Here is a 23,331-nt window from a genome sequence, read left to right on the forward strand (position 1 = left end):
CGGTCAGCGGCGCGCCGGAGCCGGCGTGTGCTCGGGGACCATCCCGTCCAGCCGCAGGACGCTGTCGTGCTCCTCGGCCACCGCGGGGTCGTGGGTCACGCAGACGACCAGCCGGCCCGCCAGCGCCCGGCGCAGGTCGGCCACCAGGGCGGCGGCCGTCGGCGGGTCCAGGTGGGCGGTCGGCTCGTCCAGCAGCACGACGTCCCGGTCCGCCAACAGCGCTCGCGCCACCGCCAGCCGCCGCCGCTCGCCACCGGACAGCGAGGTGCCGCCCGCCCCGACCGGGGTGTCCAGCCCTGCCGGCAGGCTGGCCAGCAGCGCACCGAGCCCGGCGTCGGTCAGGGCCCGGCGCATCGCCTCCTCGCCGTCGGCACCGGCCAGCTCGCCGCGGGGGCGGGCCAGCGCGAGGTTGGCCCGCAGCGGAGCGTCGAAGACGTGTGCCTCCTGCGGGCACCAGGCGATGGTGCCCTGCACGTCGGCCCGGGTCAGCCGGTCGGCCGGCACCGGACGGCGCCCGTCGCCGAGGACGTAGGCGCCGGCCGCGGGACGCAGCGAGGCCATCAGCACCGACAGCAGCGTCGACTTGCCCGATCCGGACGGGCCGGTGACCACCAGCCAGTCGGACCCGGCGGTGGCGACGGCGTCCAGGTCGCGCAGCACCGCCGGGCGCCCCGGCCAGCCGGCGGTGAGCTGCTCCAGCGCCAGCTCGCGCACCGGCCGCGGCGGGGCCACCCGCTCGGCCGGCGCCGGGTCGGCGGCCACCGGCTCGGCGAGCACGGACTCGACCCGGGCCTGCGCGTCGTGCCAGGCCAGCCGGTGCCGCTGCGCGGCGCCGAGTGCGGTGAGCGGCTCGAGCAGCGCCAGGGGCGCCAGCGCCAGGACGGCGGCGGTGGGTGCGGAGAGCTCCCCGGCGCGGACGCCGACGGCCGCGACGGCCAGCGCACCGACGGCGGCGGCACCGGTGGCCAGCACCGCGAGCGCGTCGCCCAGTGCCGTGGCGGTGGCCCCGGCCCGGGCCGCGCGGCCCTGCCGGCGGCCCAGCTGGTCGAGCCGGTCGACGGCCTCGCCGGTGAGGCCGTGCGCCCGCAGGTCGCCGGCGGCCTCGAGGGCTGCGCTGGTCTCCCGCAGGGTCACCGTGCGCAGCTCGGCGGCGTATCGGGCGCTGCCCCGGTCGGCCCGGCGGTGCACACCGAGCACGCCCAGCACCGCGACCCCGACGAGCGCGGCGACCAGTGCGCCGGCCCGCGGGTCGAGCAGGGCCAGCACCGCCGTCGTCCCGACCAGCACGATGCCGGAGACCAGGGGCGGGGTGACCACCCGGACGGAGAGGTCCTGCAGCAGGCCGACGTCCCCGACGACCCGGGCCAGGGCCCGGCCGGGGGTGCGGTCGGCGGCCGGGCCCTGCGCGACCAGCGCGCGCCACACCTGCAGCCGGGTGCTCGACGCCAGCCGGAAGGCGGCGTCGTGGCCGGCCAGCCGCTCCAGCCAGCGGAGCCCGGCCCGGGCCAGCCCGAAGCCGCGCACCCCGGCCGTGGCCACCAGCAGGGTGAGGATCGGCGGCTGCTCGGCGGCCCGGACGATCAGCCAGCCCGAGACCGCGGTCAGCGCCACGGCGGACGCCGCCGAGGCCGAGCCGGCGGCGACCGCCCGCACCACCGCCCGCCGTGGCCAGCTGAGGCCGGCGGTGCCGCGGTCCGCCTCGGGGGCGGCGCCGGGCTCGGCGAGGGCGGCGGGGAGCGGGGCACCGGCGTCCTCGGTGCTGCCGGTGCGCTCGGGCGCCGGGACGGTGGTGAGCGGCGGCAGGGCGTCGGGTCCGGTGAGGTCGACGGCGCGGTCGGCGAGCGCGGCCAGCGCGGGGGAGTGGGTGACCAGCACGGTGCAGAGCGAGCCGCGCAGCCGGACCAGCAGCTCGGCGACCTGCGCGGTGCTCGCCGCGTCCAGCGACGCCGTCGGCTCGTCCAGCAGCAGCACCCGGGCGCCGCGCTGCACCCGGACCAGCGCCCGGGCCAGCGCGACCCGCTGCAGCTCGCCGGGGGAGAGGGTGCGGCAGGCGCGCTCGCGCAGGTGCCCGGCGTCCAGCCAGGCCAGCGCGGTGTCGGCCAGGTCGGTGGCCCACTCGTCGGGGACGTCGCCGGCGTGCCGGCGCAGCTCGTCGAGCACGGTGTCGGCGACGGTGTGCGGGAACTGCGGGACGACGGCGACGTCCGCAGGTGCCAGCACCACGCCGTCGACCTGCGCGGTGGCCCCGTCGAGGAGCTGGCCGGCCAGGACGGCGAGCACCGTGGACTTGCCCGATCCGCTCGGCCCGCGCAGGGCCACCAGCTCGCCCGGCGCCACCTCGAACGAGGCGCCGTCGACGGCGGGCCGGCTGCGGCCGGGGAAGGAGACGGTGAGGCCGTCGACGGTGACCCCGCGCAGCTGCCCGGCGGGCGGAGCGGCGAGCACCGGCCGGGGGGCGGGGGCGGCGAGCACGGCGCGGGCCTCGGCGGCGGCCTCGGCGGCATCCTCGGAGGCGTGGTGCGCGGCGCCCAGTGCCCGCAGCGGCGCGAACGCCTCGGGGGCGAGCAGCAGCGCGAGCAGGCCGACGTCCAGGCCCATGTCCCCGTGCACCAGCCGCACGCCGACGGTCACCGCGACCAGCGCGACCGACAGGGTGGCGAGCACCTCGAGGACCAGCGAGGAGAGGAAGGCGATCCGCAGGGTGGCCAGCGTGCGCCGGCGGTGGGTCTCGCCGAGGTCGGCCAGCGCGGACAGCTGGTCGGCGGCGCGGCCCAACCCGACCAGGACCGGCAGGCCGCGGACCAGCTCGGCGACGTGCCCGGCGATCCGGTCCAGTGCCCGGGCCGCCTCGACCGTCCGGTCCCGGGTGTGCAGCCCGACCAGCGCCATGAACAGCGGCACCAGCGGCAGGGTGACCGCCACCAGCAGCGCGGAGAGCCAGTCGGTCAGGCCCAGCACCACCAGCAGCACCGGCGGGACGACGATCGTCTGCGCGAGCGCCGGCAGGTAGGTGGCCAGCGCCGGCCCCAGGTCGTGCAGTCGGGTGCTGGCCAGCACCGCCGCCGGCCCGCTGCCGCCGGCGGCCGCGACCGCCTCGCCCTCGCCGGCCAGCAGCCGGGTGAGCAGCCGGCGGCGCAGGGTGTCCTCGGCCCGCCGGGCGTCCCGGGTGGCCAGCACGCTGCCCAGCCCGCCGGCGGCGGCCCGGATCCCGACGCCGAGCAGCGCCACGAGCAGCGACGTCCCCGGGGTGACGCCGTCGGCGACGTCCGCCACGGCGCGGGCGAGCCCGGCCGCGAGCAGGACGACCCCGACGGTCTGCCCGAGCGCGGCGACCGCGGCCCGCACCAGCGCCCCGGTCAGCCCGGGCACCCCCGCGAGCGGCCCCAGCGGCCCCCGCCCCCGCTCGGCACCACCAAAATGGCCATTTTGGTGGCTGTCAGGCGAGGTCATGCGCGCACCTGCTCCTCGGTGGCGTCGGCGTGCGGGGTCTCCGGGTCGGCGGTGAGCCGCTTGCGGAACACCCAGTAGGTCCAGGCCTGGTAGCCCAGCACGACCGGGAGCCCGAAGCCGGCTGCCCAGGTCATCACGGTCAGCGTGTAGTCGCTGACCGAGGCCTCGGCGATGGTGACGTCGAAGGCCGGGTCGATCGAGGAGACGACGACCACCGGGTAGACGGCGCCGAAGATCGTCGCCGCCGAGGCGAGCATGACGACGGCCCAGGCGGTGAACGCCGGTCCCTCCCGGTCGACCCGGATGCTCGCCCAGGCGACCAGCACCGCCAGTGCGGCGACCAGCCACAGCACCGCGGTGACGGCGGTGCCCTCGCGCAGCTGCACCAGCCCGGCCCAGGCCAGCAGCGGCACCGCCGCGACCAGCGACCAGCGGCGGGCGAAGGCGCGCGCGGCCAGCCGCACCGGCCCCTCGGTCTTCAGCGCCAGGAAGACGGCGCCGTGCACCATCGAGTAGGCGAGCACGGCCACCCCGCCCAGCAGTGCGGACCAGGTGACGCCGGCGAAGGCGCCGCCGACCCGGATGCCGTCACCGTCGATCGGCAGGCCCAGCGTGGTGCCGCCCAGCGCCGCGCCGACCCCGAGGGCGGCGATGAGCGATCCGGTGACGATGACGTTGGTCCAGGTGCTGTCCCACTGCGCGGTGTGGTGCGAGTGCCGCCACTCGAAGGCCACGGCCCGGATGATCAGGCCGAACAGCACCAGCACGAACGGCAGGTACAGCGCCGGCAGCCAGGTGGCGTACCAGCCGGGGAAGGCGGCGAAGACGGCGCCGGCCGCGGTGATCAGCCAGACCTCGTTGCCGTCCCACACCGGGCCGATCGACCGGAGCATCAGGTGCCGGTCGGCCGGGCGGCGCCCGATCACCGGGATCAGGGCGGCGACGCCGAAGTCGAAGCCCTCGAGCAGCAGGAAGCCGGTCCAGAGCACGGCGACCGCGGCGAACCAGAGTGTCTGCAGGTCCATGGGAGTGTCTCTCTCGGTCTCAGGGCCGGTCAGTAGGCGAAGGAGAGGACGTCGTCGTCGGCCCGCCGGGTGCTCGCGCTGCCCGGGGTGACGTCGGCGTCGGGGTCGCCGTCGGGGGTGTGGCCCGGGGTCGGGGCGCCGTCGCTGGTGGTGACCCCGCGACGGACGAAGTTCACGATCAGCCAGAGCTCCACCACGGCCAGGGCGCCGTAGACCAGCGTCAGGCCGATCAGCGAGGTCCAGACCTCGGCCGCGCTGACGCCGGGGGAGACGGCCTGGGCGGTGAAGAAGTAGACCTGGTCCTCGCGGGGCACGTCGGGGTTCGGGTGGACGACGAAGGGCTGGCGGCCCATCTCGGTGAAGATCCAGCCCGCGGCGTTGGCGACGAAGGGTGCGCCGACCGCGAGCAGCGAGCCGTAGACGCCGATCTTCGACGTCGGCACCCGGCCGCGCCGGGTCGCCCACAGCGCGTAGGCGGCCACCCCGGCCGAGACCATGCCCATGCCGATCATCAGCCGGAAGTTCCAGTAGGTGACCGCGAGCAGCGGGGTGTAGTCGATCGGCTCGCCGGCCTTGTCGCCGAAGGACGGGTCATCGGGGTAGGTCGCCCCGTAGGCCTCCTCGTACGACTCCTGCAGGTCGTTGACCCCGGGCACCGCGGTGGTGAAGTCGCCGTGCGCCAGGTAGGAGAGCAGCGCCGGGACGGTCCAGGAGTGCACGTCGTCGCACTCGTTGCTGCCGAGCTTGCCGAAGGCGAAGACCGAGAAGGGCGCCGGCGCCTCGGTCTCGCAGAGCGCCTCGGCCGAGGACATCTTCAGCGGCTGCTGCTGGTACATCAGCTTGGCCTGGTAGTCCCCGGTGATCGCGACGAGCACGAACGCGATGAGGGAGGCGAACCCGCCGATCCGCACCGAGCGGCGCCACACGCTGTGGTCGACGTCCTCGGGGGAGAGACCGGCCAGCCGGCGCTTGCGCAGGTGCCACAGGCCGATGCCGACCAGCAGCGCGGCGGCGACCATCAGCGCGCCGACGATGGTGTGGCTGAACGCGGCGAGCGCGGTGTTGTTGGTCAGGACGGCGAGGAAGTCGACCTGCTCGGGCCGCCCGGTGGCGTCGTTGGTCACGACCCCGACCGGGTGCTGCATCCACGAGTTGGCCGCGATGATGAAGTACGCGCTGACGATCGAGCCGATCACCGCCGCCCAGAGCGCGGCGAGGTGCACCTTCTTCGGGATCCGGCCCCAGCCGAAGATCCACAGGCCGAGGAAGGTCGACTCGAGGAAGAAGGCCAGCAGGGCCTCGAGGGCGAGCAGCGACCCGAAGACGTCGCCGACGAACCGGCTGTACTCGCTCCAGGCGAGCCCGAACTGGAACTCCTGGACCAGTCCGGTGGCCACCCCGAGGACGAAGTTGATCAGGTAGATGCGGCCCCAGAACCGGGTCATCCGCAGCCACTCGGGGTTGTCGGTGCGCACCCACATCGTGTGCATGACCACCAGCAGGATCCCGAGCCCGATGGTCAGCGGGACCATCATGAAGTGGTAGACGGTGGTGATCCCGAACTGCCAGCGCGCTACGTCCAGGACGTCCACGGCTGTTGCCTCCCTGTCTCCTACGACCGGCGCGTAGTCTTCTACATGTCGTAGAACTCATTTCTACGCTTCGTAGAACTTCTCGTCTACGACCCGCAGAGACCATCGGTTGTGAGACACCGGACAGAGGAGGGACCAATGGCCTCACTCGGTGAGTTGGAGCGCACACTCATGGACCGGCTGTGGGCGGCCGCCGGTCCGGTCAGCGCGACCGAGCTGCAGCAGGAGCTGGCCGACCGCGGGCTCGCGCTGACCACGGTCCACACGGTGCTGAGCCGGCTGGAGCAGAAGGGGTTCGTCGTCCACGACGACCGGCGCCCCCGGCGCTTCGCCCCCCGGGCCACGCGTGAGGCGCACGCGGCCGAGCTCATGCACGAGGTGCTCGGCCAGGCGGGTGACCGGCAAGCGGCGCTGGCCCGGTTCGTCGGCAGCGTCGACGCCGAGGACGCCGCCATGCTCCGTGAACTGCTCGGCGGCGGCGGCGCAGCAGCCGGTCCGGACGCCACCGGCGCTCGCTGAGCGTGCTCCCGGCGACCGCCCTGGCGCTCGGCGTCCTCGCCGCGCTGCTGGCCTGGCCGGTGCCGGCCGCGCTGGCCCGGGCCCGCTGGCCCCGGCGCGACCCGCTCGCGGCCCTGGTCTGCTGGCAGGCGATCGGCCTGGCCGGAGGGCTGGCGATCATCGGTGCACTGCTGGTGCACGGGCTCGCGCCCTGGGGGCACTCGCTCCCCGAGGCCTGGTGGCACTGGGTGACCCGGCAGCCCAGCGCCGAGCCGGTGCGCGGTGACCACTGGGTCGCCCAGACCCTCGCCGCGGTGCTGGCGCTGGAGCTGCTGGGGGTGCTCGCGCTCTCCGGTGTCCGCACCGCGCGCACCCGGCGGCGGCACCGTGCGCTGCTGGAACTGCTCGTCCGGCCCGGCGCGTCGTCGGGGGAGCCGGCATCGGGGGAGCGGGCGTCGGCGGAGGAGACGCTGCTGCTCGACCACCCCGCGCCGGTGGCGTTCTGCATCCCCGGAGCGCGCCCGTTGCTGGTGCTCTCCTCCGGGATGGTGGCCGAGCTGGACGGTGCGCAGCTGGACGCCGTCGTCGCCCACGAACGGGCGCACCTGCGCGAGCACCACCACCTGCTGCTGCTGCCCTTCGTCGCCTGGCGGGCGGCGCTGCCGGTGCTGCCGGCGGCCGACCGGGCGCACGACGGGGTGCGCGACCTGGTCGAGATGCGCGCCGACGACGTCGCCCTGCGCTCGCTCTCCGGGCCGGACCCGCGGCGGACCCTCGCCGTCGCGATCGTGGCCGCCGCCGGTGGGGCAGGGGGCCAGGTGCCGGAGGGGGCGCTCGCGGTCACCGGGGGACCGGTCGCGGTCCGGGTCCGCCGGCTGCTCGCTGCACCGGACCCGCTGCCCGCCCGCGCCCGCTGGGCCGCACTCGCCGGCGCGGTCGCCCTGCTCCTCGTGCCCACCCTGCTGTTGCTGCTCCCCGCTCTGCTCTGAGCCGGAGCGCGCGGCGGCCTCCGCTCGCCTAGCGTCAGCCCGATGGACGCAGCAGTGCTCACCGAGCCCGGCACCCCCACCTTCGACTCGTTCGACGAGCCCGCCGCCGGCCCCGGGCAGGTGGTGGTGGACGTCCGGGTCGCCGGGGTCAACCCGGTCGACGTCGCCATCGCCGCCGGCGCCTTCGTCACCAAGCCACCGTTCCCGTCGGTCGCCGGGCGTGAGGGCGTCGGCACGGTCGAGGGCCGGCGGGTGTACTTCAACGGCTGCGTCGCGCCGTTCGGCTCGATGGCGCAGCGCACGCTGGTACCGGCCGACTCGCTGTTCGACGTGCCCGACGGGCTCGACGACGGGCTCGCGGTCGCCCTCGGCATCGCCGGGCTGGCGGCGTGGCTGCCGCTGCAGTGGCGGGCCCGGCTGCAGCCGGGGGAGACGGTGCTCGTGCTGGGGGCCAGCGGGGTGCTCGGCACGATCGCCGTCCAGGCGGCGAAGGTGCTCGGTGCTGGCCGGGTGGTCGCGGCTGCCCGGGACGCCGAGTCGCTCCGGCGGCTGACCGACCTGGGTGCGGACGCCACCGTCGAGCTCACCGGCGACGAGTCGACCGCCGCGCTCGGCGAGCGGATCCGGGACGCGGCCGGCGGCGGGGTCGACGTGACCATCGACCCGGTGTGGGGTCAGCCGGCGCTGGCTGCCATGGCGGCTGCCCGGATGGGGATGCGGCACGTGCAGATCGGGCACTCGGCGGCGCCGGCGGCAGAGGTGGTCGCGGGCGGCTTCCGGGAGGCGATGGTCGACCTGCTCGGCTACACGACCCGGCACGTGCCGCAGGACGTCGTCGCCCGGGGATGGGCCGAGCTCACCGGGCACGCCGCCGACGGGCGGATCGCCGTGGAGGTCGAGCGGGCACCGTTGGCCGACGTGGCCGAGGTCTGGCAGCGGCAGACCTCCTTCGCCCACCGCAAGCTGGTGCTCGAGCCCTGATCCGCTGGCTCAGCGGCGCCGGTCGCGCAGCTCCTGGCGCACGGCGTCCCGTTCGTCGCGGGCGTGCTCGGCGTCGGCGACGGCCTCGGCCAGGTCGTCCTGCAGCTGCACGATGACCTGGGCCGAGCCGAGCAGGTGGCCGTCGTCGAGGAGCACCCGCACCCGGGCGGCCAGCTGGAGCTGGTGCCGGGAGTAGCGCCGGTGCCCGCCGGGGGAGCGGTGTGGGTGCAGCACGCCGGAGGAGTCCAGGCTGCGCAGGAAGGCCGCCTGGACGCCGAGCAGGTCGGCCGCCTGGCTCATGGTGAGCACCGGGTGGTCGGGGTCGTCCAGGGGCTGGAGCGGGTCGGTGCTCATGGGTCCTCCGGAAGACGCCGGGAGGGGCGGGACCGCTGGGTCCCGCCCCTCCCGGGTTGCTGTCGATCAGCTCTCGACGGAGGGCTGCTCACCCTCGATGGTGTGCGCCTCCACCGCGGCCGGGGTGTCCGCGCGGGTCACCGTGATCTTGCGGGCCTTGGCCTTCTCGGCGACCGGGATGCTCACGGTGAGCACGCCGTCGTGGTAGCTCGCCTCGAGCCGGTCGGTGTCCAGGCTGCGGCCCAGCACCAGCTGCCGGGTGTAGCTGCCGAACGGACGCTCGGCGACCTGCCACTGCGCGCCCTCGATCTGCGGCACCGACCGCTCGGCGCTGATGGTCAGCGTGGTGCCCTCGACCGACAGGTCGATCGAGCCGGGGTCGACGCCGGGCAGGTCGAAGTGGGCCACGAAGTTGTCGCCCACCCGGTAGGCGTCCATCGGCATGCCGGCCAGCGGGCGGGCGGTGGTCGTGCCGGATCGGCCGGTCAGCTGGTCCAGCGCGCGGAAGGCGGCGGACGTCGCGGCGAAGGGGTCGTAGGAAGTCAGCATCATGGCTGCGTACCTCCGGATGTCGTGCTGGTCCGATGTCCTGATGTCGCGGCCGCTGGATGAACCTCCAGCGACGACTGGAGATTACCTCGGCTGGGCGTCGAAGTAAACGTCGCCGGAGCAGAAAACCTGTAGTGACCGGTGCAGGGTCGCCCCGGCTCAGTACCGCCAGCGGACGGCGGCGGTGAGCTCCTCCGGCGACGTCTCCGCGAACAGGGCGATCTCCCCTCGCCGGACCTCCGCGATCGTGGTCGCCAGCTCCGGCCCGAACGCGGCGAGGAGCACGTCGTCCCGCTCAAAGGCGGTCACTGCCTCTTCCAGCGAGGTCGGCAGCGCGACGATCCCGGCCTCCCGGCGTCCCTCCTCGGTCAGCGTGCCGGGGTCGACGGCGACCGGGTCGGGGAGGACGGAGCCGGCCCGTAGTCCCGCCTGGCCGGCGGCGAGCAGCCCGGCCAGCAGCAGGTACGGGTTGGCCGCGCCGTCGACGCACTTGACCTCGACGTTGGCCGCAGCCTGTCGGTTGCCGCTCGGACCGGTGACGAAGCGGACGGCGGCCTCCCGGTTCTCCAGACCCCACACGGCGTAGGCGCCGGCCCAGTGCGAGGGCACCAGGCGCAGGTAGGAGGCGACGCTCGGGCAGCCGACGGCGAGCAGCGCGGGCAGGTGGGCGAGCAGCCCGGCGGTGAACCCCTCGCCGTCCTCGGTCAACCCGAAGGTCCCGGGCCCGCCGTTCATCAGGTTCTCCGCCCCGCGCCACAGCGACAGGTGCACGTGGCCGCCGTTGCCCACCCCGTCGGCGGTCACCTTGGGGGAGAACGAGGCGCGCAGCCCGTGCGCGATGCTGACCGCCTGGATGGTGGTGCGCACCAGGAGCGAGGTGTCGGCGGCGGCGACCGGGTCCTGCGCGCCCACCGACACCTCCAGCTGACCGGCGGCGTACTCCGGGTGGAACTGGTCGACCGCGACCCCTTGGGCGTCCAGCGCCTCCAGCAGGTCCCGCGCGTAGTCGGAGACCTCGACGTGCCGGGTCATGCCGTAGGCGGGCCCGGCGAGCGCCGGCCGGAAGGTGCGGGGGTCGGAGCCGGGTGGCCCCGCACCCTCGCCCAGCGCCCACTCGACCTCGATGGCGGCCTTGACGCTCAGCCCCTCCTCGGCGAGCTCACCGACCAGCCGGCGCAGCAGCGAGCGCGAGCACTGCACGTGCGGTGCGCCGTCCTGCGTGTACCGGTCGACCGGCGCCCACGCCCAGCCGTCCTGGCCGGCCAGCACCCGGAGTCCGGACAGGTCGGGGTGCAGCCGCAGGTCACCGATCGCACTGCCGGCGTGGGTGCCCGCGACGATGGAGTCGTCGACCAGGAAGCCGTCGAAGACCTGGCTCATGCCCGCGCCCCACTGGGCGGCGCTGGGCAGCCTGGCCAGCGGCACGGACTTCATCCGGGTGATGCCGCTGGTGTCGACCCAGGGCAGGACGACGCCGACCACCCCCGCACTCGCCAGGTCGTCCAGCACCGCCTCGGCCGCGGCCCGTCGCTCGTCCCGCTCGTGCAGTTCCATGTGCCCTCCGGCGTCGGTCGGGTCGCGCTCGGTCCGTGCTGTGCTCAGTCCGTGCTGCGGTCGGGTGGGTCGAAGGACACGTGCACCGTCTCGAAGCCCTTGGTCCGCTGGGCCTTCGCCATGCCGGTGTAGCTGCGCCGGTCGCCGGCGGTGAGGTCGACGTCGTCGGTGAACGGGGTGAGCAGCGCCCGCGGCCACAGCCGGTTGACCCGCACCGCGTTGATCTCCACGCACAGCACGCCGACCACCGCGGCCAGGTACAGGAACGCGAGCAGGCCGAGCACCAGGGCGAAGACGCCGTTGGTGGCGCTCGCCGTGGTCATGACCCGGCTGACGTAGGTGACGCCGAAGGTCTGCAGCAGCTGCCACAGCACTGCGGCGGTGAACGCCCCCGGGAGCACCTGGCGGATCGTCAGGGGCCGGGCGGTGGCCAGCCGGAAGGCGAAGACGAAGACGGCGGCGTTGATCGCCACCGACCCGATGACGGTGAGGATCCGGGACGCCCCGCCCATCGAGCCGGCGTGGCCGGCGGTGAAGGTGGCCAGCGCCGTCGTCCCGATGACGGCGAGCCCGGCGGTGGCGACCAGCAGCAGGCTGAGGCCGCGGGCGAGGAACGGGTTGGGGCGGCTGTTGCGCGGCACCGCCCAGGCGGTGTTCATCGCGTACTGGATCGCCTGGGCGACGCCGAGGGCGCCGTACAGCGAGCCCAGGATGCCGACGACCACCCCGAGCACGCCGCCGCTGAGGCCGCGCGGCTCCCCGATCTGCTGGCCGACCACGGGGAACTGGCTCACCGCCGACTCGAGCAGCTGCTGCTGCAGCTCAGGGTCGTTCACCAGGACGTTGCTCAGGATGGTGGAGAACAGCAGCAGCAGGGGGAACAGCGAGACGAAGGCGTAGTAGGTGATCAGCGCGGCGAGGTAGGGGCCGGAGTCGTCGACGTACTTGTAGATGACGGCGATGGGGAACCCAGCCGCGCGGCGCCGGCGCTGCAGCCGGTCGAGCTTCTCGACAACGGACACCGCGGCAGTGCACCACGGCATCCCGGTCGCGCACCACGCGAGGTCGGCCGTGCGTGCACCCCGGCCACGAGGTGGCGGCGTGGCTCAGGCAGCCGGGGTGTGCCCGCGCATCGCGAGCCAGGCGGCGGCGAGCTCGCGGGCTCGCTGGATCGGGTCTCCGGCGTGGAGCTCCGGGGTGGTCCACTCCCGGGCCGAGCGGGCCAGTGCGCCGTCGTAGCAGAGCAGCACGGTGGCGGCGGCCTCGTCCGGGTCGGCCAGCCCGGTGGCGACGGCGAACTCCCGCAGCCGGTCGGTCAGCAGCCGGGAGTCCGCCTGCAGCCACGCCTGGCCCGGGTGGTCGGCCGGTAGCTCGGTGGCCGCCGCGAGGAACCCGCACCCGCGCCTGCTGCCCTCGCGTTCGCGGTACCGGACCACGGCGTCGAAGAGCGACAGCAGCCGGTCGACCGGGTCGGTGCGCTCGGCGAGGACCTCGTCCCAGGTCCGGCGCCACACCTCGTACCGCTGCTCCAGGTAGGCCGCCACCAGCCCGTCCTTGCCGGCGAAGTGCGCGTACATCGTCGCCGGGGCGACCTGTGCGCGGGCGAGCACCGCGTCGACCCCGGTCGCGGCGATGCCGGACTCGTAGAAGAGCTCGCCGGCGGCGGCGAGCAACCGATCGCGCGCGGGCCGGGTCGCGGAACGTGGGGTCATGCGCCTACTGTAACGCTCGTTATGATGAAACGATCGTTACAGTCACCGTCGGAGCACCGGTCGGCCGCCCTGGTCGTGCCCGGGCTGGCGGTCATCGCCGTCACCTACGGGCTGGCCCGCTACGGCTTCGGCCTCTACCTGCCGCAGTTCCGCGCCGCCTTCGGGTTGTCCCCGGGGACCGCGGGGGCCATCGCGGCGGCCAGCTACCTGGCGTACTGCCTCGCCGCCCATGTCAGCCAGCGACTGGCCGGGCGCGCCCGGGCGCGACAGGCGCTGTGGCTGGCCGGCGGTACCGCTGCCCTGGGCTCGCTGCTAGTGGCTGCCTCCTGGTCGGTCCCGGCCCTGGCGGTCGGGGCGCTCGTCGCGGGCAGCGGAGCCGGGGCGGCCAGCCCGGCGCTGGTCGCTGCTGTGGCCTCGACCGTGCGGCCGGAGGCGCAGCCGCGTGCCCAGGCCCTGGTCAACAGCGGCACCGGGGCCGGCGTCGTCGTCGGCGGGCTGCTGGTGCTCGCCGTGCCGGACGCGTGGCGGGCGGCGTGGGCCGGGTTCGCCCTGGTGGCCGTGCTGGTCACCGCGTGGGCCGACCGGAACAGCCGCTGGCCCACCGTCCCGGAGAGCCGTCCCGAGGCGCCGCTGCGCGACCTCGTCCGGCCGCTGGTCGCCGCCGGACTGGCGGGCGCGGGCTGCGCCGCCGTGTGGACCTTCGGGCGGGACCTGATGACCGTCGCCGGCGGGCTGTCCGCCGGCACCACCGGGCTGCTCTGGTGCGTGCTCGGCGGTGCCGGCCTGATCGGTGGGCTCAGCGGCGACCTGGTGCTGCGGGTCGGGCTGCGCCGGGCCTGGGCGTGCTCGGCCGGGACCGCGGCGGCCGCCACCCTGGCCCTCGCCGTCCTGCCCGGGTCACCCGCCGTCGTGGCACTCGCGCTGGCCGGATTCGGTGCCGCGTTCGTCGCGCTCAGCGGCGTGCTCATCGTCTGGGGTGGCCACCGGCTGCCCGCGGCAGCGCCGCAGGCCGCGGCGGTGCTGTTCATCGGCCTCACCGTGGGACAGGCGGCCGGTGCCCTGGTGCTCGGCGCGGTCGCGGACGCGACGAGCACCCGGACGGCGTTCGTGGTGGCCGCGGCCCTGGTCCTCGCGGCGGCGCCGGCCGCGGAACGGGCGGTGGTCAGGTCGGGGAGTCGACGCCGGTGAGCTCGACGGACGCAGTCCACAGCCGGCCGGCCATCACCGGGTCCGAGGCGGCGGGGCTCCGGCCGGCCAGCGTCGGCGCACCGCGCATGGTGGTGCCGTCCGGCCCGGCGAAGCTCCCACCCGGCAGGTCGGCGACGGCGGCGAACAGCGTGGGAAGCGCGCCCTGCTGGGCGCTGGTGGCCAGCGCGCGGTTGGCGACCGCCATCGCGGCGTCCTTCACCCGGTTGCCCGTGCGGCCCTGCAGGTTGGTGGCCGCCCAGCCCGGGTGTGCCGCGAGGGCGCGCACCGTCGAGCCCGCCGCGGTCAGCCGGCGCTGCAGCTCCAGGGTGAACAGCAGGTTCGCCAGCTTGGACTGCCCGTAGGCGCCGGTGGCCGAGTACGTGCGGCGCTCCCAGTTCAGGTCGTCGAGCACGATCTCCCCGGACCGGTGCAGCATCGAGGAGACCGTGACCACCCGGTCGGTCAGGTGCGGCAGCAGCAGGTCGGTCAGCGCGAAGTGACCGAGGTGGTTGGTGCCGAACTGCAGCTCGAAGCCGTCGGTGGTGCGCCCGGCCGGCACCTGCATGATCCCGGCGTTGTTGACCAGGACGTCGAGGTCGCCGGTCCACCCCGCGGCGAACTCCCGCACCGAGGCGAGGTCGGCCAGGTCGAGCCGGCGCACCTCCACCTCACCCGGCAGGTTCGCCGCGGCCTGGGTGCCGCGGGCGGTGTCCCGCACGGCCAGCACCACCCGGGCGCCGGCCACGGCCAGGGCGCGCGCGGTCTCCAGGCCTAGGCCGCTGTTCGCGCCGGTCACGACGACGGTGCGACCGGTCTGGGAGGGGATGTCCGCGGTGCTCCAGGAGGGCATGCCCCGACTGTAGGCAGGCGGCGCGCGGCCGGCGCGCGGTCCAGACTGGCCCGGTGAGCGACCTGGACCCCGACCTCGCCGGCCTGCCGCTGGTCGACCACCACTGCCACGGTCTGGTGCGCCGGGACCTGACCCGGGCCGGGTTCGAGTCGATGCTGACCGAGGCGGCCGGGCCGAGCGCGCTCGGTGGCTCGCTGTTCGACTCGCAGGTCGGTCTCGCCGTCCGCCGGTGGTGCCCCCCGGTGCTCGACCTGCCCGCGCACGCCCCGGCCGAGGAGTACCTCGACCGTCGGGCCGAGCTCGGCGCCGACGAGGTGAACCGCCGCATGCTCGCGGCGACCGGCACCGGCACGTTCCTGGTCGACACCGGGTACCTGCCCGAGCCGATCACCTCCCCGGCCGAGCTGGCCGCGCTGGCCGGCGGGCGGGCACGGGAGATCGTGCGGCTGGAGGCGCTCGCCGAGGAGGTGCTCGCCGACGGCGGCGCAGCCGCGGACTTCCCCGAGCGGCTCCGCACCCGGCTGGCCGCCCGCACCGCCGAGGCCGCGGGGGTGAAGTCGATCGCCGCCTACCGGGTCGGGCTGGCCCTGGAGGGCACCCGGCCGGACGACGCCGAGGTCGCCAGGGCCGCCGACCGGCTGCTGGCCGGGGGCGGCCCGGTCCGGATCGCCGACCCGGTGCTGCACCGGTTCCTGATCTGGTCCGGCATCGACCTGGGGATGCCGGTGCAGTTCCACGTCGGGTACGGCGACGCCGACGTCGACCTGCACCGCTGCGACCCGCTGCTGCTGACCGACCTGCTGCGGGCCACCGAGCCCGCCGGGGTGCCGGTGATGCTGCTGCACAACTACCCGTTCCACCGGCACGCCGGTTTCCTCGCCCAGGTGTTCGGCCACGTCTTCGTCGACGTCGGGCTGGCCACCCACAACGTCGGGCACCGGTCGGGGGCGCTGCTGCGCGAGCTGCTCGAGCTGGCGCCGTTCGGGAAGGTGCTGTTCTCCTCCGATGCCTTCGGCCTGGCCGAGCTCTACCTGCTGGGCACGCTGCTGTTCCGCCGCGGGCTGGGCCGGTACCTGGCCGAGGGGGTCGCCGAGGACGCCTGGACGACGGCCGACGCCGTCCGGATCGCCGGTCTCATCGGCGCCGGCAACGCCGAGCGGGCCTACCGGCTCGGCTGACCTGCGGCGCCGCGGGGGGACGCCCGGGAGGCGAGGGGCGGGTGCGACGCCGTCCGCCCGTCCGGCCGGAGATCGGCCGACCGGCCACCTAGCCTGTCCGGGTGTCGGCCCACTCCCACGTCCACGGACCCGAGGGCGAGGTCCGCCCGCCCGACCCGGCCGCGGTCGCACGTCGCCGCACCGCCGTCCGGCTGATGCTCCTCGTGCTCGTGCCGGTGGGCATCGCCACGCTGGTCGGCCTGCTGGTGCTGTGGCCCAGCAGCGAGCAGACCGCGGCGCAGCGGGCGGCGGAGTCGTTCCAGCCGCCGGGCACGACCTACCCGGAGGCGACCATCGTCTCGCTGGAGACCTACGAGTGCGCCGCGGCGACCGGCAACGCGCCCGCGCAGGTCTGTGCCCGGGCGGTCCTGGTCGTCGCCGAGGGCGACAGCTCCGGGGACTACGTGCAGGTCGAGCTGTCCTCGGAGGTGGTGGCCGAGGGCATCGAGGTGGGCGACGAGCTGGTGCTCAACCGCGACCCCGGCATCGACACCGGGCAGGTCACGTACTCCTTCCAGGACTTCCCGCGCAGCACCCCGATCATCACCCTGGCGCTGGCGTTCACCCTCGTGGTGGGGGCGGTGGCCCGGTTGCGCGGCCTGCTCGCCCTGCTCGGCCTGGTGTTCGCGTTCTTCATCCTGCTGCAGTTCATGCTGCCCGGTCTGCTGGCCGGGTCCTCACCGATCTGGGTCAGCCTGGTCGGCTCCTCGGCGATCATGTACGTCGTCCTGTACCTGGCGCACGGCTTCAACGCCCGGACGACGACGGCGCTGCTGGGCACCCTGTTCGGGCTCGCGCTCAGCGCGGTGCTCGGGACGATCGCCGTCGCCGCCGCGCACCTCACCGGCCTGGCCAACGAGGAGGCCGTGCAGCTGCTCCAGTTCGACCCGACCCTGGACTTCTCCGGCCTCGTGCTGGCCGCCCTCGTCGTGGCCGGGCTGGGCATCCTCAACGACGTCACCATCACCCAGGCGTCCGCGGTCTGGCAGCTGCACGAGGTCTCGCCGGAGATGGGCTGGGTGCAGCTGTTCCAGCGCGGCATGGCGATCGGGCGCGACCACATCGCCTCGACGATCTACACGATCGTCTTCGCCTACGCCGGCGCCGCGCTGCCGCTGCTGCTGCTGTTCGACATCTACGAGCGCCCGTTCTGGACGACGCTGACCGGCTCGGTGGTGGGCGAGGAGGTCGTCCGTACGCTCGTCGGCGGGATCGCGCTCGTGCTCGCCGTCCCGGTGACCACGCTGATCGGCGCACTGGTCGCGGCCGCGGCGACGTCGGCGACCCCCATGGCCGCCGAGCTGCCGGCCGACCGCAGCGGAGGAGCCGCCCGATGACCACCGACCTGCTGGCCGCTGCGGCCGCCGCACCGGGGTTCATGCCGCCGGACGAGGGTCGGGCGCTCTACGCCGCGGCCCGGGCGGTGCGGGTGCCCGGGCCGCTGCTGGAGATCGGCAGCTGGCTGGGCAAGTCGGCGCTGTACCTGGCCGCCGCCGCCCGGGAAACCGGCCGGCAGGTGGTCACCGTCGACCACCACCGCGGCTCGGAGGAGCACCAGCCCGGCTGGGAGTACCACGACCCGTCGCTGGTCGACCCGCTGGTCGGGCGGATCGACACCCTCCCGGGCTTCCGGCGCACCGTCGCCGCCGCCGGCGCGGAGGACGTCGTGGTCGCCGTCGTCGCCCGGTCGGAGGCGCTGGCACCGCTGTGGTCGACCCCGCTGGCGCTGCTGTTCCTGGACGGCAGCCACACCGAGGAGTCCGCGCGCCGCGACCAGGACGCCTGGGTGGCGAAGCTCGCCGTCGGCGGCACGCTGGCCGTCCACGACGTCTTCCCGGACCCGGCCGACGGCGGGCAGGCGCCGTTCGGGGTCTACCAGCGGGTGCTGGGGTCGGGGGAGTTCACCGAGCTGCCCGGCACCGGCTCGCTGCGGCTGCTGCGGCGCACGTCGTCCTGACGGGCCACGTCCTGACGGGGCCACGTCCTGACGGGGTCACGGTGCGCGACGATGGCGCGATGACGGTGACCGACGAGCTGGCCCGCGCCCGGGCCGAGACCCTCGCGCAGATCGACGCGCTGAGCCGGGAGTTCGACGAGGTGGTCGCCGCGTCCCGGTCGTCCAACGCCGACGACGAGCACGACCCGGAGGGCGCGACCATCGCCTTCGAGCGCCAGCAGGTCGCGGCGCTGCTGGACCAGGCCCGCCGTCGGCTGGCCGACGTCGACGACGCCCTGGCCCGCGCGGAGACCGGGGACTACGGCCGGTGCGCCGACTGCGGGCAGCCGATCGCCCCGGAGCGGCTGGCTGCCCGCCCGCAGGCCCGCACCTGCATCGCCTGCGCCCGCTGACCCGGGCCGCGGGTCAGGGGAGCGCGCCGACCTGCTCCAGCTCGGTGAGCACGTCGGGCAGCTCGGCGAAGGCCTCCTGGACGTCGTCCGGGGTGGCGATCGACCAGGCGTTCGCGCCCAGGTAGTCCTGCAGCGCGGCGTCGAAGGCCTCGGCGCCGACCCGGTCCCGGGCGGTGACCAGGGTCGCCCCGCCGACGGTGTAGACGGTGTCGTAGTAGGTGGCGCTCGGCCGGCGGAACTGCTCCCAGTACTGGATCGGCTCGCCCACGCCGTGCCGGCGGGACCCCGGCAGGTCGGCCATGCTGGCCGAGCCCTGCCCGTGCACGACCATCTGCGCGAAGGTCGCGAACGACTCGTCGAGCCAGGGGTGCACGGCCTGGTTGTTGCCGACCAGGCCGTAGAACCACATGTGCGCCAGTTCGTGGGTCACCAGCGCCCGGCGGAAGTCCGGGTCGGTGTCGCCGAACTGGATCGCCCCGGGGAACTCGATGCCGCTGGTCTGGCTGGACAGCACCGAGACCCAGAGGTCGTCGTAGGGGAAGGGGCCGAGCAACGCGACGAGGGCGGCCATCGACTCCTCGAGCCGGGCCAGCCACTCCGCCGCGCTCGCCTCCTCCACCCCCTGGTCCAGGCCCACGTGCACCCGGACGCCGCCGATCTCCGCCGACTGCACGTCGAGCTCCCCGACGGTCACCGCGACGTCCCGGACGGACGGGGCGGTGAACTCGTGGACCGTGGTGTCGCCCGGGCCGTCGGAGGTGCCGACCGCTTGGCCGGTGCCCAGCACCTCGTACCGGGAGTCCGCGACCACCTCCAGCGAGGCCAGCTCGAAGTCCTCGCTCACCGCCATCTCGCCGGCGACGGCGACGGCGGGGCTGCGGTCCCATCCCCGCCCGCGCTCCCAGGCGAGCAACGGGAAGGCGGTGGCGAACCAGGCGACGTCGACGTCGCCGGCGGTGCCCACCCGCTCGTTGACGTCGGTGCCGAGCTCGACCTCGAACTCGAGGTCGATGGTGATCTCTTCGCCGGGCTCCGCGCACTCGGTCAGCGGCACCTCCTGCAGCGTGCCGGCGGGCGCGCTCTCGGGGGCTCCGGCCGGCACGTCGCGCACCTCGGCCGGTTCGCCGTCGACCCGGACCTCGGACACGGTCAGCCCGCTGCCCGCCCGCGCGGTGGCCGGCTTGTTGGGCCAGGAGCGGAAGACCAGCACGCAGGTGTCGAGATCAGGGGTGAAGACCACCCGTTCCGCACCGGCGATCGTCTCCAGGTCCTCGGCGACGTCGAAGCGCAGGTCGACCACCGGCCGGTCGGCGCGGGGCTCGGGCCAGCCCGCGGCGTCCGGGGTGGACGGCGGCCGGGGCGCGGGGTCGGGGGAGTCGCTCGTGGAACAGCCGGCGAGCAGCAGGGCTCCGGTGAGCGCGGCGGCCGCGGCCCGACGACGACCCGCGCGCATCACTGCCCTTCGAGATGGACGACGGGATCCTCCCGTCTCGTCCCATTCTCTCGGTTGTGCGCAACTCGGGCCAACCCGCTGTCCTCGGCAGTGCCGGGCGACGGGGAGACCCCACTCACGAGGCGGTTGTTACTGCTGTGACGAACGAGTCAACTGTGAACCGAGCGTGACCTTACGGATGCACAAAGTGCGTGTAACGATCAGTTCCGTAATCACCGCACACCGTCCGCACCCAGATGGCGGACGCTCGGAGAGGGCTCTTCTTGTCCAGACGTCACACCCGGAGTGGCCATGGCCGCCGCTTCCTGTCCGCCCTCACCACCCGCAGCGGCCGGCGTGCGCGGACCGGCCTCGCCGCCGCCTTCCTGTGCGTGACCGCCACGTTCGGGGCCACCAGCGTCGCTGACAACTCACCCGTCGCGTCGCCGGTGAGCAACGTCCAGCCGCAGGCGGAGACCGCGGTCCAGGTCGAGGCCGCCCGAGCCGAGAAGCCTGCGCGGAACTCCGAGCGGGCACGTCGGGGCACGCAGAAGCCGGCGCCCACGGCGACCGCCCCGGCCCCGGCTCCGGCACCCGCCCCGGCTCCGGCCCCCGCCCCGGCCCCGGCTCCGGCCCCGGCACCCGCCCCGGCCCCGGCCCCGGCTCCCGCTCCGGCACCCGCCCCGGCTCCGGCCCCTGCCCCGGTCGCCACCACCCCGACGAAGTCGGCTCCCACGGCGCCGCTGACCAACCGGACGACGTCCTTCAGCGCCGCCGGGTACACCGCCGACTACCGCGTCTTCGCCGAGGGCATCGACCCCGCGAAGCCGATCGGCCTGCTCGTGTACGCCGACGGCACCGGCGAGTACGGCGTCGAGAACCCGACCCAGTCCTACGCGATCGGCGGGGCGAAGGGGCTGGCCGCCGTGGCCAAGGCGCGCAACATGGTGCTCGTGGCGCCGTTCAGCCCGAACCGTTCCTGCCAGTGCTGGGAGCAGGGGGACGCGGTTGGGTACGCGAAGTACCTGGCGGCGCTGATCGCCGAGACGAAGGCCCAGTACGGCGCCGGAGAGCTGTGGTTCTCCGGCTACTCGTCGGGTTCGCAGGCGGCGACCCGATTCGTCTTCCCCGCCCACCCGGGGTTGTGGTCCGGCGGCGGCGGGGTCATCGCGATCGGCGGCGGTGGCGCACCGGCAGGTCGGGTCACCATCCCCGCGGACGTGAAGGCGAAGGTCGCGCTGCGCTGGGACACCGGCGCCCTGGACACGGGCGCCGGCGGTGGGTTCAACGCGCTGTCCGGTCCCTACGGTGCGCAGGCCGGGGAGCGGTGGTACGCGGCCCAGGGCCTCGACACCCGACTGGTCGCCCCCGCCGGGGTCGGCCACAACCGGTCCGGGCAGTTCGGCGCCATCGTGGCCGCCTTCCTCGACGAGCGCTGAGCCGGCAGCTCCACCACGTCGCACGACACAGGCCACCGCAGGGAGCTCGGGCTCCTTGCGGTGGCCTGTGTGCTGTGCTGGGTCGTGCTCAGCGGGCCGGGGCGACCTGACCGAGCTGCATCACCCGGTCGACGAGGTCCTGGGTGAGGTCGGCCCCCAGGTCCGCCGGCACGGGCAGGCCACAGTCGGTGAACCAGTCCGGCGTCGCCTCCGGGTGCGGCCCCACGACGCCGACCGCACCGGCTCCGAAGGGTGCGACCACCGCGGCGGGCAGCCCGTTCTCGTAGGTGGCCAGCACCTCGGCCGGCCCCCGGGTGGGGTCGAGGTCGAACCAGGCGCCGTCCTGGAAGAACACCTCTCGGCGGCGGCCGTCCCAGATCACGGTGGCCACCGTGTCGTCGGTGTGCGTCGGCCACGCCCCCGGGGAGGCGATGAACTGGTCGGTGTCCCCGGGCAGGAGCCCGAAACCGGGGGTCTCCCCGGCGAGGTAACCGCCCAGGCAGAAGCCCAGGTAGCGGCCCCCACCGGCGACGTAGTCACGGACCGCCGGGGCCTGGCGGCGGAGCTTGCGCCAGGCCTTGTCCAGCTCGCCGCCGCCGGGCTGGGCGTACAGGACGGCGGAGGCGAGCACCGTCGGCTCCAGCGCGAGGCGCTCCTTGGGCCCGACGAACCGGACGTCGAGGTCCCACCGGCTCCGCGTCAAGGCACCGGCCACTGCCTCCGGGCACCCGGCCGTGGAGGCCGGGCCCCGGTAGACCAGCGCCAGCCGCCGGTCACCGCCGCCGCGCCCGAACACGATCAGCTGCCGGTCGTGGTGGCCGGCACTCGGTGGGCGCGCGATGACCCGAGCACCTTCCGGCGCACGGCGTCGGTGACCCGCCAGACGAGCTCCTCCAGGGGCCCGCGCAGGTGGCTCCGGTTCCAGACCAGGGCGAAGGCCACCAGGACGGCGACCTGCACGATCAGGTTGAGGACTCCGCGGGGCAACGGCGAGGCGACCAGCAGCAGGTGGGCGCTGTACAGGGTCAGCGTCATGCTGCCGGCGGCGGCCAGCGGGCGCAGCAGCGGCTGCAGGCCCCGGCCGAGCAACAGGCACGCGCCCAGCACCGCCAGCGCCACCCCGATGGTGAAGGCCAGGTCGAGCGGGCTGCCGCTGTGCGGTGCCATGGCCGCCAGCCACCACGGGCTGTTGGTCGGCGTCGCCCCGGACGGCCCCCAGGTCAACGTGTCCTGGTAGAGCTCGAACTCCATGGTCTGCAGCGCCTCCACGCGCAGCCGGCTGCCGAGACCGCCGGCGGTCAGCAGCAACATCGACACCAGGCTCGAGGCGAGTGCGAGCCCCAGGCCGATCAGGGTGAGCTGGCCGACGACCCGCCGCGAGGCGAGCACCGCCCGACCCACTGCCATGCCGGCCAGCAGGTAGGCGATCCAGACCAGGGCGGGGAACACCCCGGTGAGGGTGAGCCGCGACAGCAGCCCCAGCGGGTCGGTGACCAGGTCGGTCAGCGTCGGGTTGGCCTCGGCGACCGGCGTCATCTCACTGCGCAGCCCGTAGCTGACCAGCGGCATGACCGTCGCTGCGATGGCGGCCGCCACCACCAGGCCGCGGGTGGACAGCCGCAGGAACGGGATGGCGAGGGCGAACAGCACGCCGTAGTAGGCGAGGATCACCGCGGCGTCGCCCGTGCCGACGACGTAGCCGAGCGCGAGGCCGATCGCCGCGATGATCACGGCGCGGGTCAGCAGCGACAGCGCGCCGGCCCGCCAGGCCAGGCCACTCGGCGGCCGGCGCCCACCGGTGGAGAAGGCGATGCCGACGCCGGCGAGCAGGGCGAACAACGCCGAGGCCTTGCCGTTGGACAGCAGCCAGGCCCACGACACGTCCCCGTCGGCGGTGGCCGCGGGGATCAGGTGGACCGACATCATGCCCACCAGGGCGACGCCGCGGGCGGCGTCGATCCCGACCAGGCGCGCCTTCGGGCGCCGGGGCGCCGCGGCCGGCGGACCCGCGGGGGTGCCCTCGGCCGGGGTGCCGGCGACGTCACCCGGCTGCGTGGGGGCACAGCTGTGCGGCAGGGCCGCCGCCGTCGCCGTCGGGACCTCCGGGGGCAGCGGGGCCACGATGTTCTGGTGCGTGCTGGTCTGGGACACG

At 75.1% G+C, this 23,331-nt stretch carries 21 protein-coding genes; 9 read left to right on the forward strand and 12 right to left on the reverse strand.

Annotated features, from left to right (window positions below; genetic code table 11):
• Positions 1 to 3: 3 nt before the first annotated feature.
• The 3 genes from cydC to O2W15_RS22680 are packed head-to-tail and all read right to left on the reverse strand — an operon-like array spanning position 4 to position 6,067.
• Complete coding sequence (gene cydC / locus O2W15_RS22670; protein ID WP_269181096.1) at positions 4 to 3,450, reverse strand: thiol reductant ABC exporter subunit CydC; 3,447 nt, start codon at positions 3,448 to 3,450, stop codon at positions 4 to 6.
• Positions 3,447 to 4,475, reverse strand: coding sequence for a cytochrome d ubiquinol oxidase subunit II (gene cydB / locus O2W15_RS22675; RefSeq protein ID WP_269181097.1), 1,029 nt, complete (start codon positions 4,473 to 4,475; stop codon positions 3,447 to 3,449). Before cydB ends, cydC begins: the two co-directional genes overlap by 4 nt.
• 29 nt (positions 4,476 to 4,504) lie before the next feature.
• Positions 4,505 to 6,067 (reverse strand): cytochrome ubiquinol oxidase subunit I, encoded by a 1,563-nt coding sequence (locus O2W15_RS22680; protein ID WP_269181098.1) that lies wholly within the window; start codon positions 6,065 to 6,067, stop codon positions 4,505 to 4,507.
• A 138-nt stretch (positions 6,068 to 6,205) separates the two neighbouring features.
• Here O2W15_RS22680 and O2W15_RS22685 point away from each other — a divergent pair, with 138 nt between their 5' ends.
• The 3 genes from O2W15_RS22685 to O2W15_RS22695 are packed head-to-tail and all read left to right on the forward strand — an operon-like array spanning position 6,206 to position 8,535.
• Positions 6,206 to 6,586, forward strand: a complete 381-nt coding sequence (locus O2W15_RS22685; RefSeq protein ID WP_269181099.1) for a BlaI/MecI/CopY family transcriptional regulator — start codon at positions 6,206 to 6,208, stop codon at positions 6,584 to 6,586.
• A gap of 2 nt (positions 6,587 to 6,588) precedes the next feature.
• Positions 6,589 to 7,554: a M56 family metallopeptidase gene (locus O2W15_RS22690; RefSeq protein WP_269181100.1), complete on the forward strand. Its 966-nt coding sequence runs from the start codon at positions 6,589 to 6,591 to the stop codon at positions 7,552 to 7,554.
• A 42-nt stretch (positions 7,555 to 7,596) separates the two neighbouring features.
• Positions 7,597 to 8,535 (forward strand): quinone oxidoreductase family protein, encoded by a 939-nt coding sequence (locus O2W15_RS22695; protein ID WP_269181101.1) that lies wholly within the window; start codon positions 7,597 to 7,599, stop codon positions 8,533 to 8,535.
• Between the two features lie 9 nt (positions 8,536 to 8,544).
• Here O2W15_RS22695 and O2W15_RS22700 read toward each other — a convergent pair whose 3' ends face one another.
• From O2W15_RS22700 to O2W15_RS22720, 5 genes are all read right to left on the reverse strand, one after another.
• Positions 8,545 to 8,889, reverse strand: coding sequence for a helix-turn-helix domain-containing protein (locus O2W15_RS22700; RefSeq protein WP_166755593.1), 345 nt, complete (start codon positions 8,887 to 8,889; stop codon positions 8,545 to 8,547).
• Positions 8,890 to 8,955: 66 nt separating this feature from the next.
• Positions 8,956 to 9,438, reverse strand: coding sequence for an Hsp20/alpha crystallin family protein (locus O2W15_RS22705; RefSeq protein ID WP_269163829.1), 483 nt, complete (start codon positions 9,436 to 9,438; stop codon positions 8,956 to 8,958).
• A gap of 159 nt (positions 9,439 to 9,597) precedes the next feature.
• Complete coding sequence (locus O2W15_RS22710; RefSeq protein WP_269181102.1) at positions 9,598 to 10,992, reverse strand: glutamine synthetase family protein; 1,395 nt, start codon at positions 10,990 to 10,992, stop codon at positions 9,598 to 9,600.
• Positions 10,993 to 11,036: 44 nt separating this feature from the next.
• Positions 11,037 to 12,014 carry a YihY/virulence factor BrkB family protein gene (locus O2W15_RS22715; RefSeq protein ID WP_269181103.1) on the reverse strand — a complete coding sequence of 326 codons (978 nt, stop codon included), beginning with the start codon at positions 12,012 to 12,014 and terminating at the stop codon, positions 11,037 to 11,039.
• Positions 12,015 to 12,098: 84 nt separating this feature from the next.
• A complete protein-coding gene (locus O2W15_RS22720; protein WP_269181104.1) occupies positions 12,099 to 12,704 on the reverse strand; it encodes a TetR/AcrR family transcriptional regulator in 606 nt (201 codons plus the stop codon).
• A gap of 24 nt (positions 12,705 to 12,728) precedes the next feature.
• Here O2W15_RS22720 and O2W15_RS22725 point away from each other — a divergent pair, with 24 nt between their 5' ends.
• On the forward strand, positions 12,729 to 13,892 hold the full coding sequence (locus tag O2W15_RS22725; protein ID WP_269181105.1) for an MFS transporter: 1,164 nt from the start codon (positions 12,729 to 12,731) through the stop codon (positions 13,890 to 13,892).
• On the opposite strand, the gene O2W15_RS22730 is transcribed toward O2W15_RS22725, so the two are convergent.
• A complete protein-coding gene (locus O2W15_RS22730; RefSeq protein WP_269181106.1) occupies positions 13,867 to 14,742 on the reverse strand; it encodes an oxidoreductase in 876 nt (291 codons plus the stop codon). The genes O2W15_RS22725 and O2W15_RS22730 overlap by 26 nt on opposite strands.
• 53 nt (positions 14,743 to 14,795) lie before the next feature.
• Here O2W15_RS22730 and O2W15_RS22735 point away from each other — a divergent pair, with 53 nt between their 5' ends.
• The 4 genes from O2W15_RS22735 (at position 14,796) to O2W15_RS22750 (ending at position 18,308) form a co-directional block, all read left to right on the forward strand.
• Positions 14,796 to 15,920, forward strand: coding sequence for an amidohydrolase (locus O2W15_RS22735; RefSeq protein ID WP_269181107.1), 1,125 nt, complete (start codon positions 14,796 to 14,798; stop codon positions 15,918 to 15,920).
• A gap of 101 nt (positions 15,921 to 16,021) precedes the next feature.
• Positions 16,022 to 17,296 carry a YibE/F family protein gene (locus O2W15_RS22740; protein WP_269181108.1) on the forward strand — a complete coding sequence of 425 codons (1,275 nt, stop codon included), beginning with the start codon at positions 16,022 to 16,024 and terminating at the stop codon, positions 17,294 to 17,296.
• Complete coding sequence (locus O2W15_RS22745) at positions 17,293 to 17,916, forward strand: class I SAM-dependent methyltransferase (protein ID WP_269181109.1); 624 nt, start codon at positions 17,293 to 17,295, stop codon at positions 17,914 to 17,916. The genes O2W15_RS22740 and O2W15_RS22745 overlap by 4 nt, the downstream gene beginning before the upstream one ends.
• Before the next feature lie 59 nt (positions 17,917 to 17,975).
• A complete protein-coding gene (locus tag O2W15_RS22750; RefSeq protein ID WP_269181110.1) occupies positions 17,976 to 18,308 on the forward strand; it encodes a TraR/DksA family transcriptional regulator in 333 nt (110 codons plus the stop codon).
• Between the two features lie 13 nt (positions 18,309 to 18,321).
• On the opposite strand, the gene O2W15_RS22755 is transcribed toward O2W15_RS22750, so the two are convergent.
• Positions 18,322 to 19,761 carry a M1 family aminopeptidase gene (locus O2W15_RS22755; protein WP_269181111.1) on the reverse strand — a complete coding sequence of 480 codons (1,440 nt, stop codon included), beginning with the start codon at positions 19,759 to 19,761 and terminating at the stop codon, positions 18,322 to 18,324.
• Between the two features lie 371 nt (positions 19,762 to 20,132).
• On the opposite strand from O2W15_RS22755, the gene O2W15_RS22760 reads away from it, so the two are divergent.
• Complete coding sequence (locus O2W15_RS22760) at positions 20,133 to 21,179, forward strand: hypothetical protein (protein WP_269181112.1); 1,047 nt, start codon at positions 20,133 to 20,135, stop codon at positions 21,177 to 21,179.
• A gap of 88 nt (positions 21,180 to 21,267) precedes the next feature.
• Here O2W15_RS22760 and O2W15_RS22765 read toward each other — a convergent pair whose 3' ends face one another.
• Both O2W15_RS22765 and O2W15_RS22770 read right to left on the reverse strand, forming a co-directional pair.
• Entirely contained in the window at positions 21,268 to 21,975 is a 708-nt protein-coding gene (locus O2W15_RS22765; protein WP_269181113.1) for a BPL-N domain-containing protein, read from the reverse strand.
• 2 nt (positions 21,976 to 21,977) lie between these two features.
• Positions 21,978 to 23,330 carry a heparan-alpha-glucosaminide N-acetyltransferase domain-containing protein gene (locus O2W15_RS22770; protein WP_269181114.1) on the reverse strand — a complete coding sequence of 451 codons (1,353 nt, stop codon included), beginning with the start codon at positions 23,328 to 23,330 and terminating at the stop codon, positions 21,978 to 21,980.
• Position 23,331: the final 1 nt, after the last annotated feature.

This window comes from Modestobacter sp. VKM Ac-2979 (assembly GCF_026967995.1).
GTDB lineage: Bacteria > Actinomycetota > Actinomycetes > Mycobacteriales > Geodermatophilaceae > Modestobacter.

Coding starts and splice junctions, on each gene's coding strand:
- cydC (WP_269181096.1), bottom strand. CDS start 3,450: ATGACCTCGCCTGACAGCCACCAAAATGGCCATTTTGGTGGTGCCGAG.
- cydB (WP_269181097.1), bottom strand. CDS start 4,475: ATGGACCTGCAGACACTCTGGTTCGCCGCGGTCGCCGTGCTCTGGACC.
- O2W15_RS22685 (WP_269181099.1), top strand. CDS start 6,206: ATGGCCTCACTCGGTGAGTTGGAGCGCACACTCATGGACCGGCTGTGG.
- O2W15_RS22695 (WP_269181101.1), top strand. CDS start 7,597: ATGGACGCAGCAGTGCTCACCGAGCCCGGCACCCCCACCTTCGACTCG.
- O2W15_RS22700 (WP_166755593.1), bottom strand. CDS start 8,889: ATGAGCACCGACCCGCTCCAGCCCCTGGACGACCCCGACCACCCGGTG.
- O2W15_RS22705 (WP_269163829.1), bottom strand. CDS start 9,438: ATGCTGACTTCCTACGACCCCTTCGCCGCGACGTCCGCCGCCTTCCGC.
- O2W15_RS22710 (WP_269181102.1), bottom strand. CDS start 10,992: ATGGAACTGCACGAGCGGGACGAGCGACGGGCCGCGGCCGAGGCGGTG.
- O2W15_RS22720 (WP_269181104.1), bottom strand. CDS start 12,704: ATGACCCCACGTTCCGCGACCCGGCCCGCGCGCGATCGGTTGCTCGCC.
- O2W15_RS22725 (WP_269181105.1), top strand. CDS start 12,729: ATGAAACGATCGTTACAGTCACCGTCGGAGCACCGGTCGGCCGCCCTG.
- O2W15_RS22730 (WP_269181106.1), bottom strand. CDS start 14,742: ATGCCCTCCTGGAGCACCGCGGACATCCCCTCCCAGACCGGTCGCACC.
- O2W15_RS22745 (WP_269181109.1), top strand. CDS start 17,293: ATGACCACCGACCTGCTGGCCGCTGCGGCCGCCGCACCGGGGTTCATG.
- O2W15_RS22750 (WP_269181110.1), top strand. CDS start 17,976: ATGACGGTGACCGACGAGCTGGCCCGCGCCCGGGCCGAGACCCTCGCG.
- O2W15_RS22755 (WP_269181111.1), bottom strand. CDS start 19,761: ATGCGCGCGGGTCGTCGTCGGGCCGCGGCCGCCGCGCTCACCGGAGCC.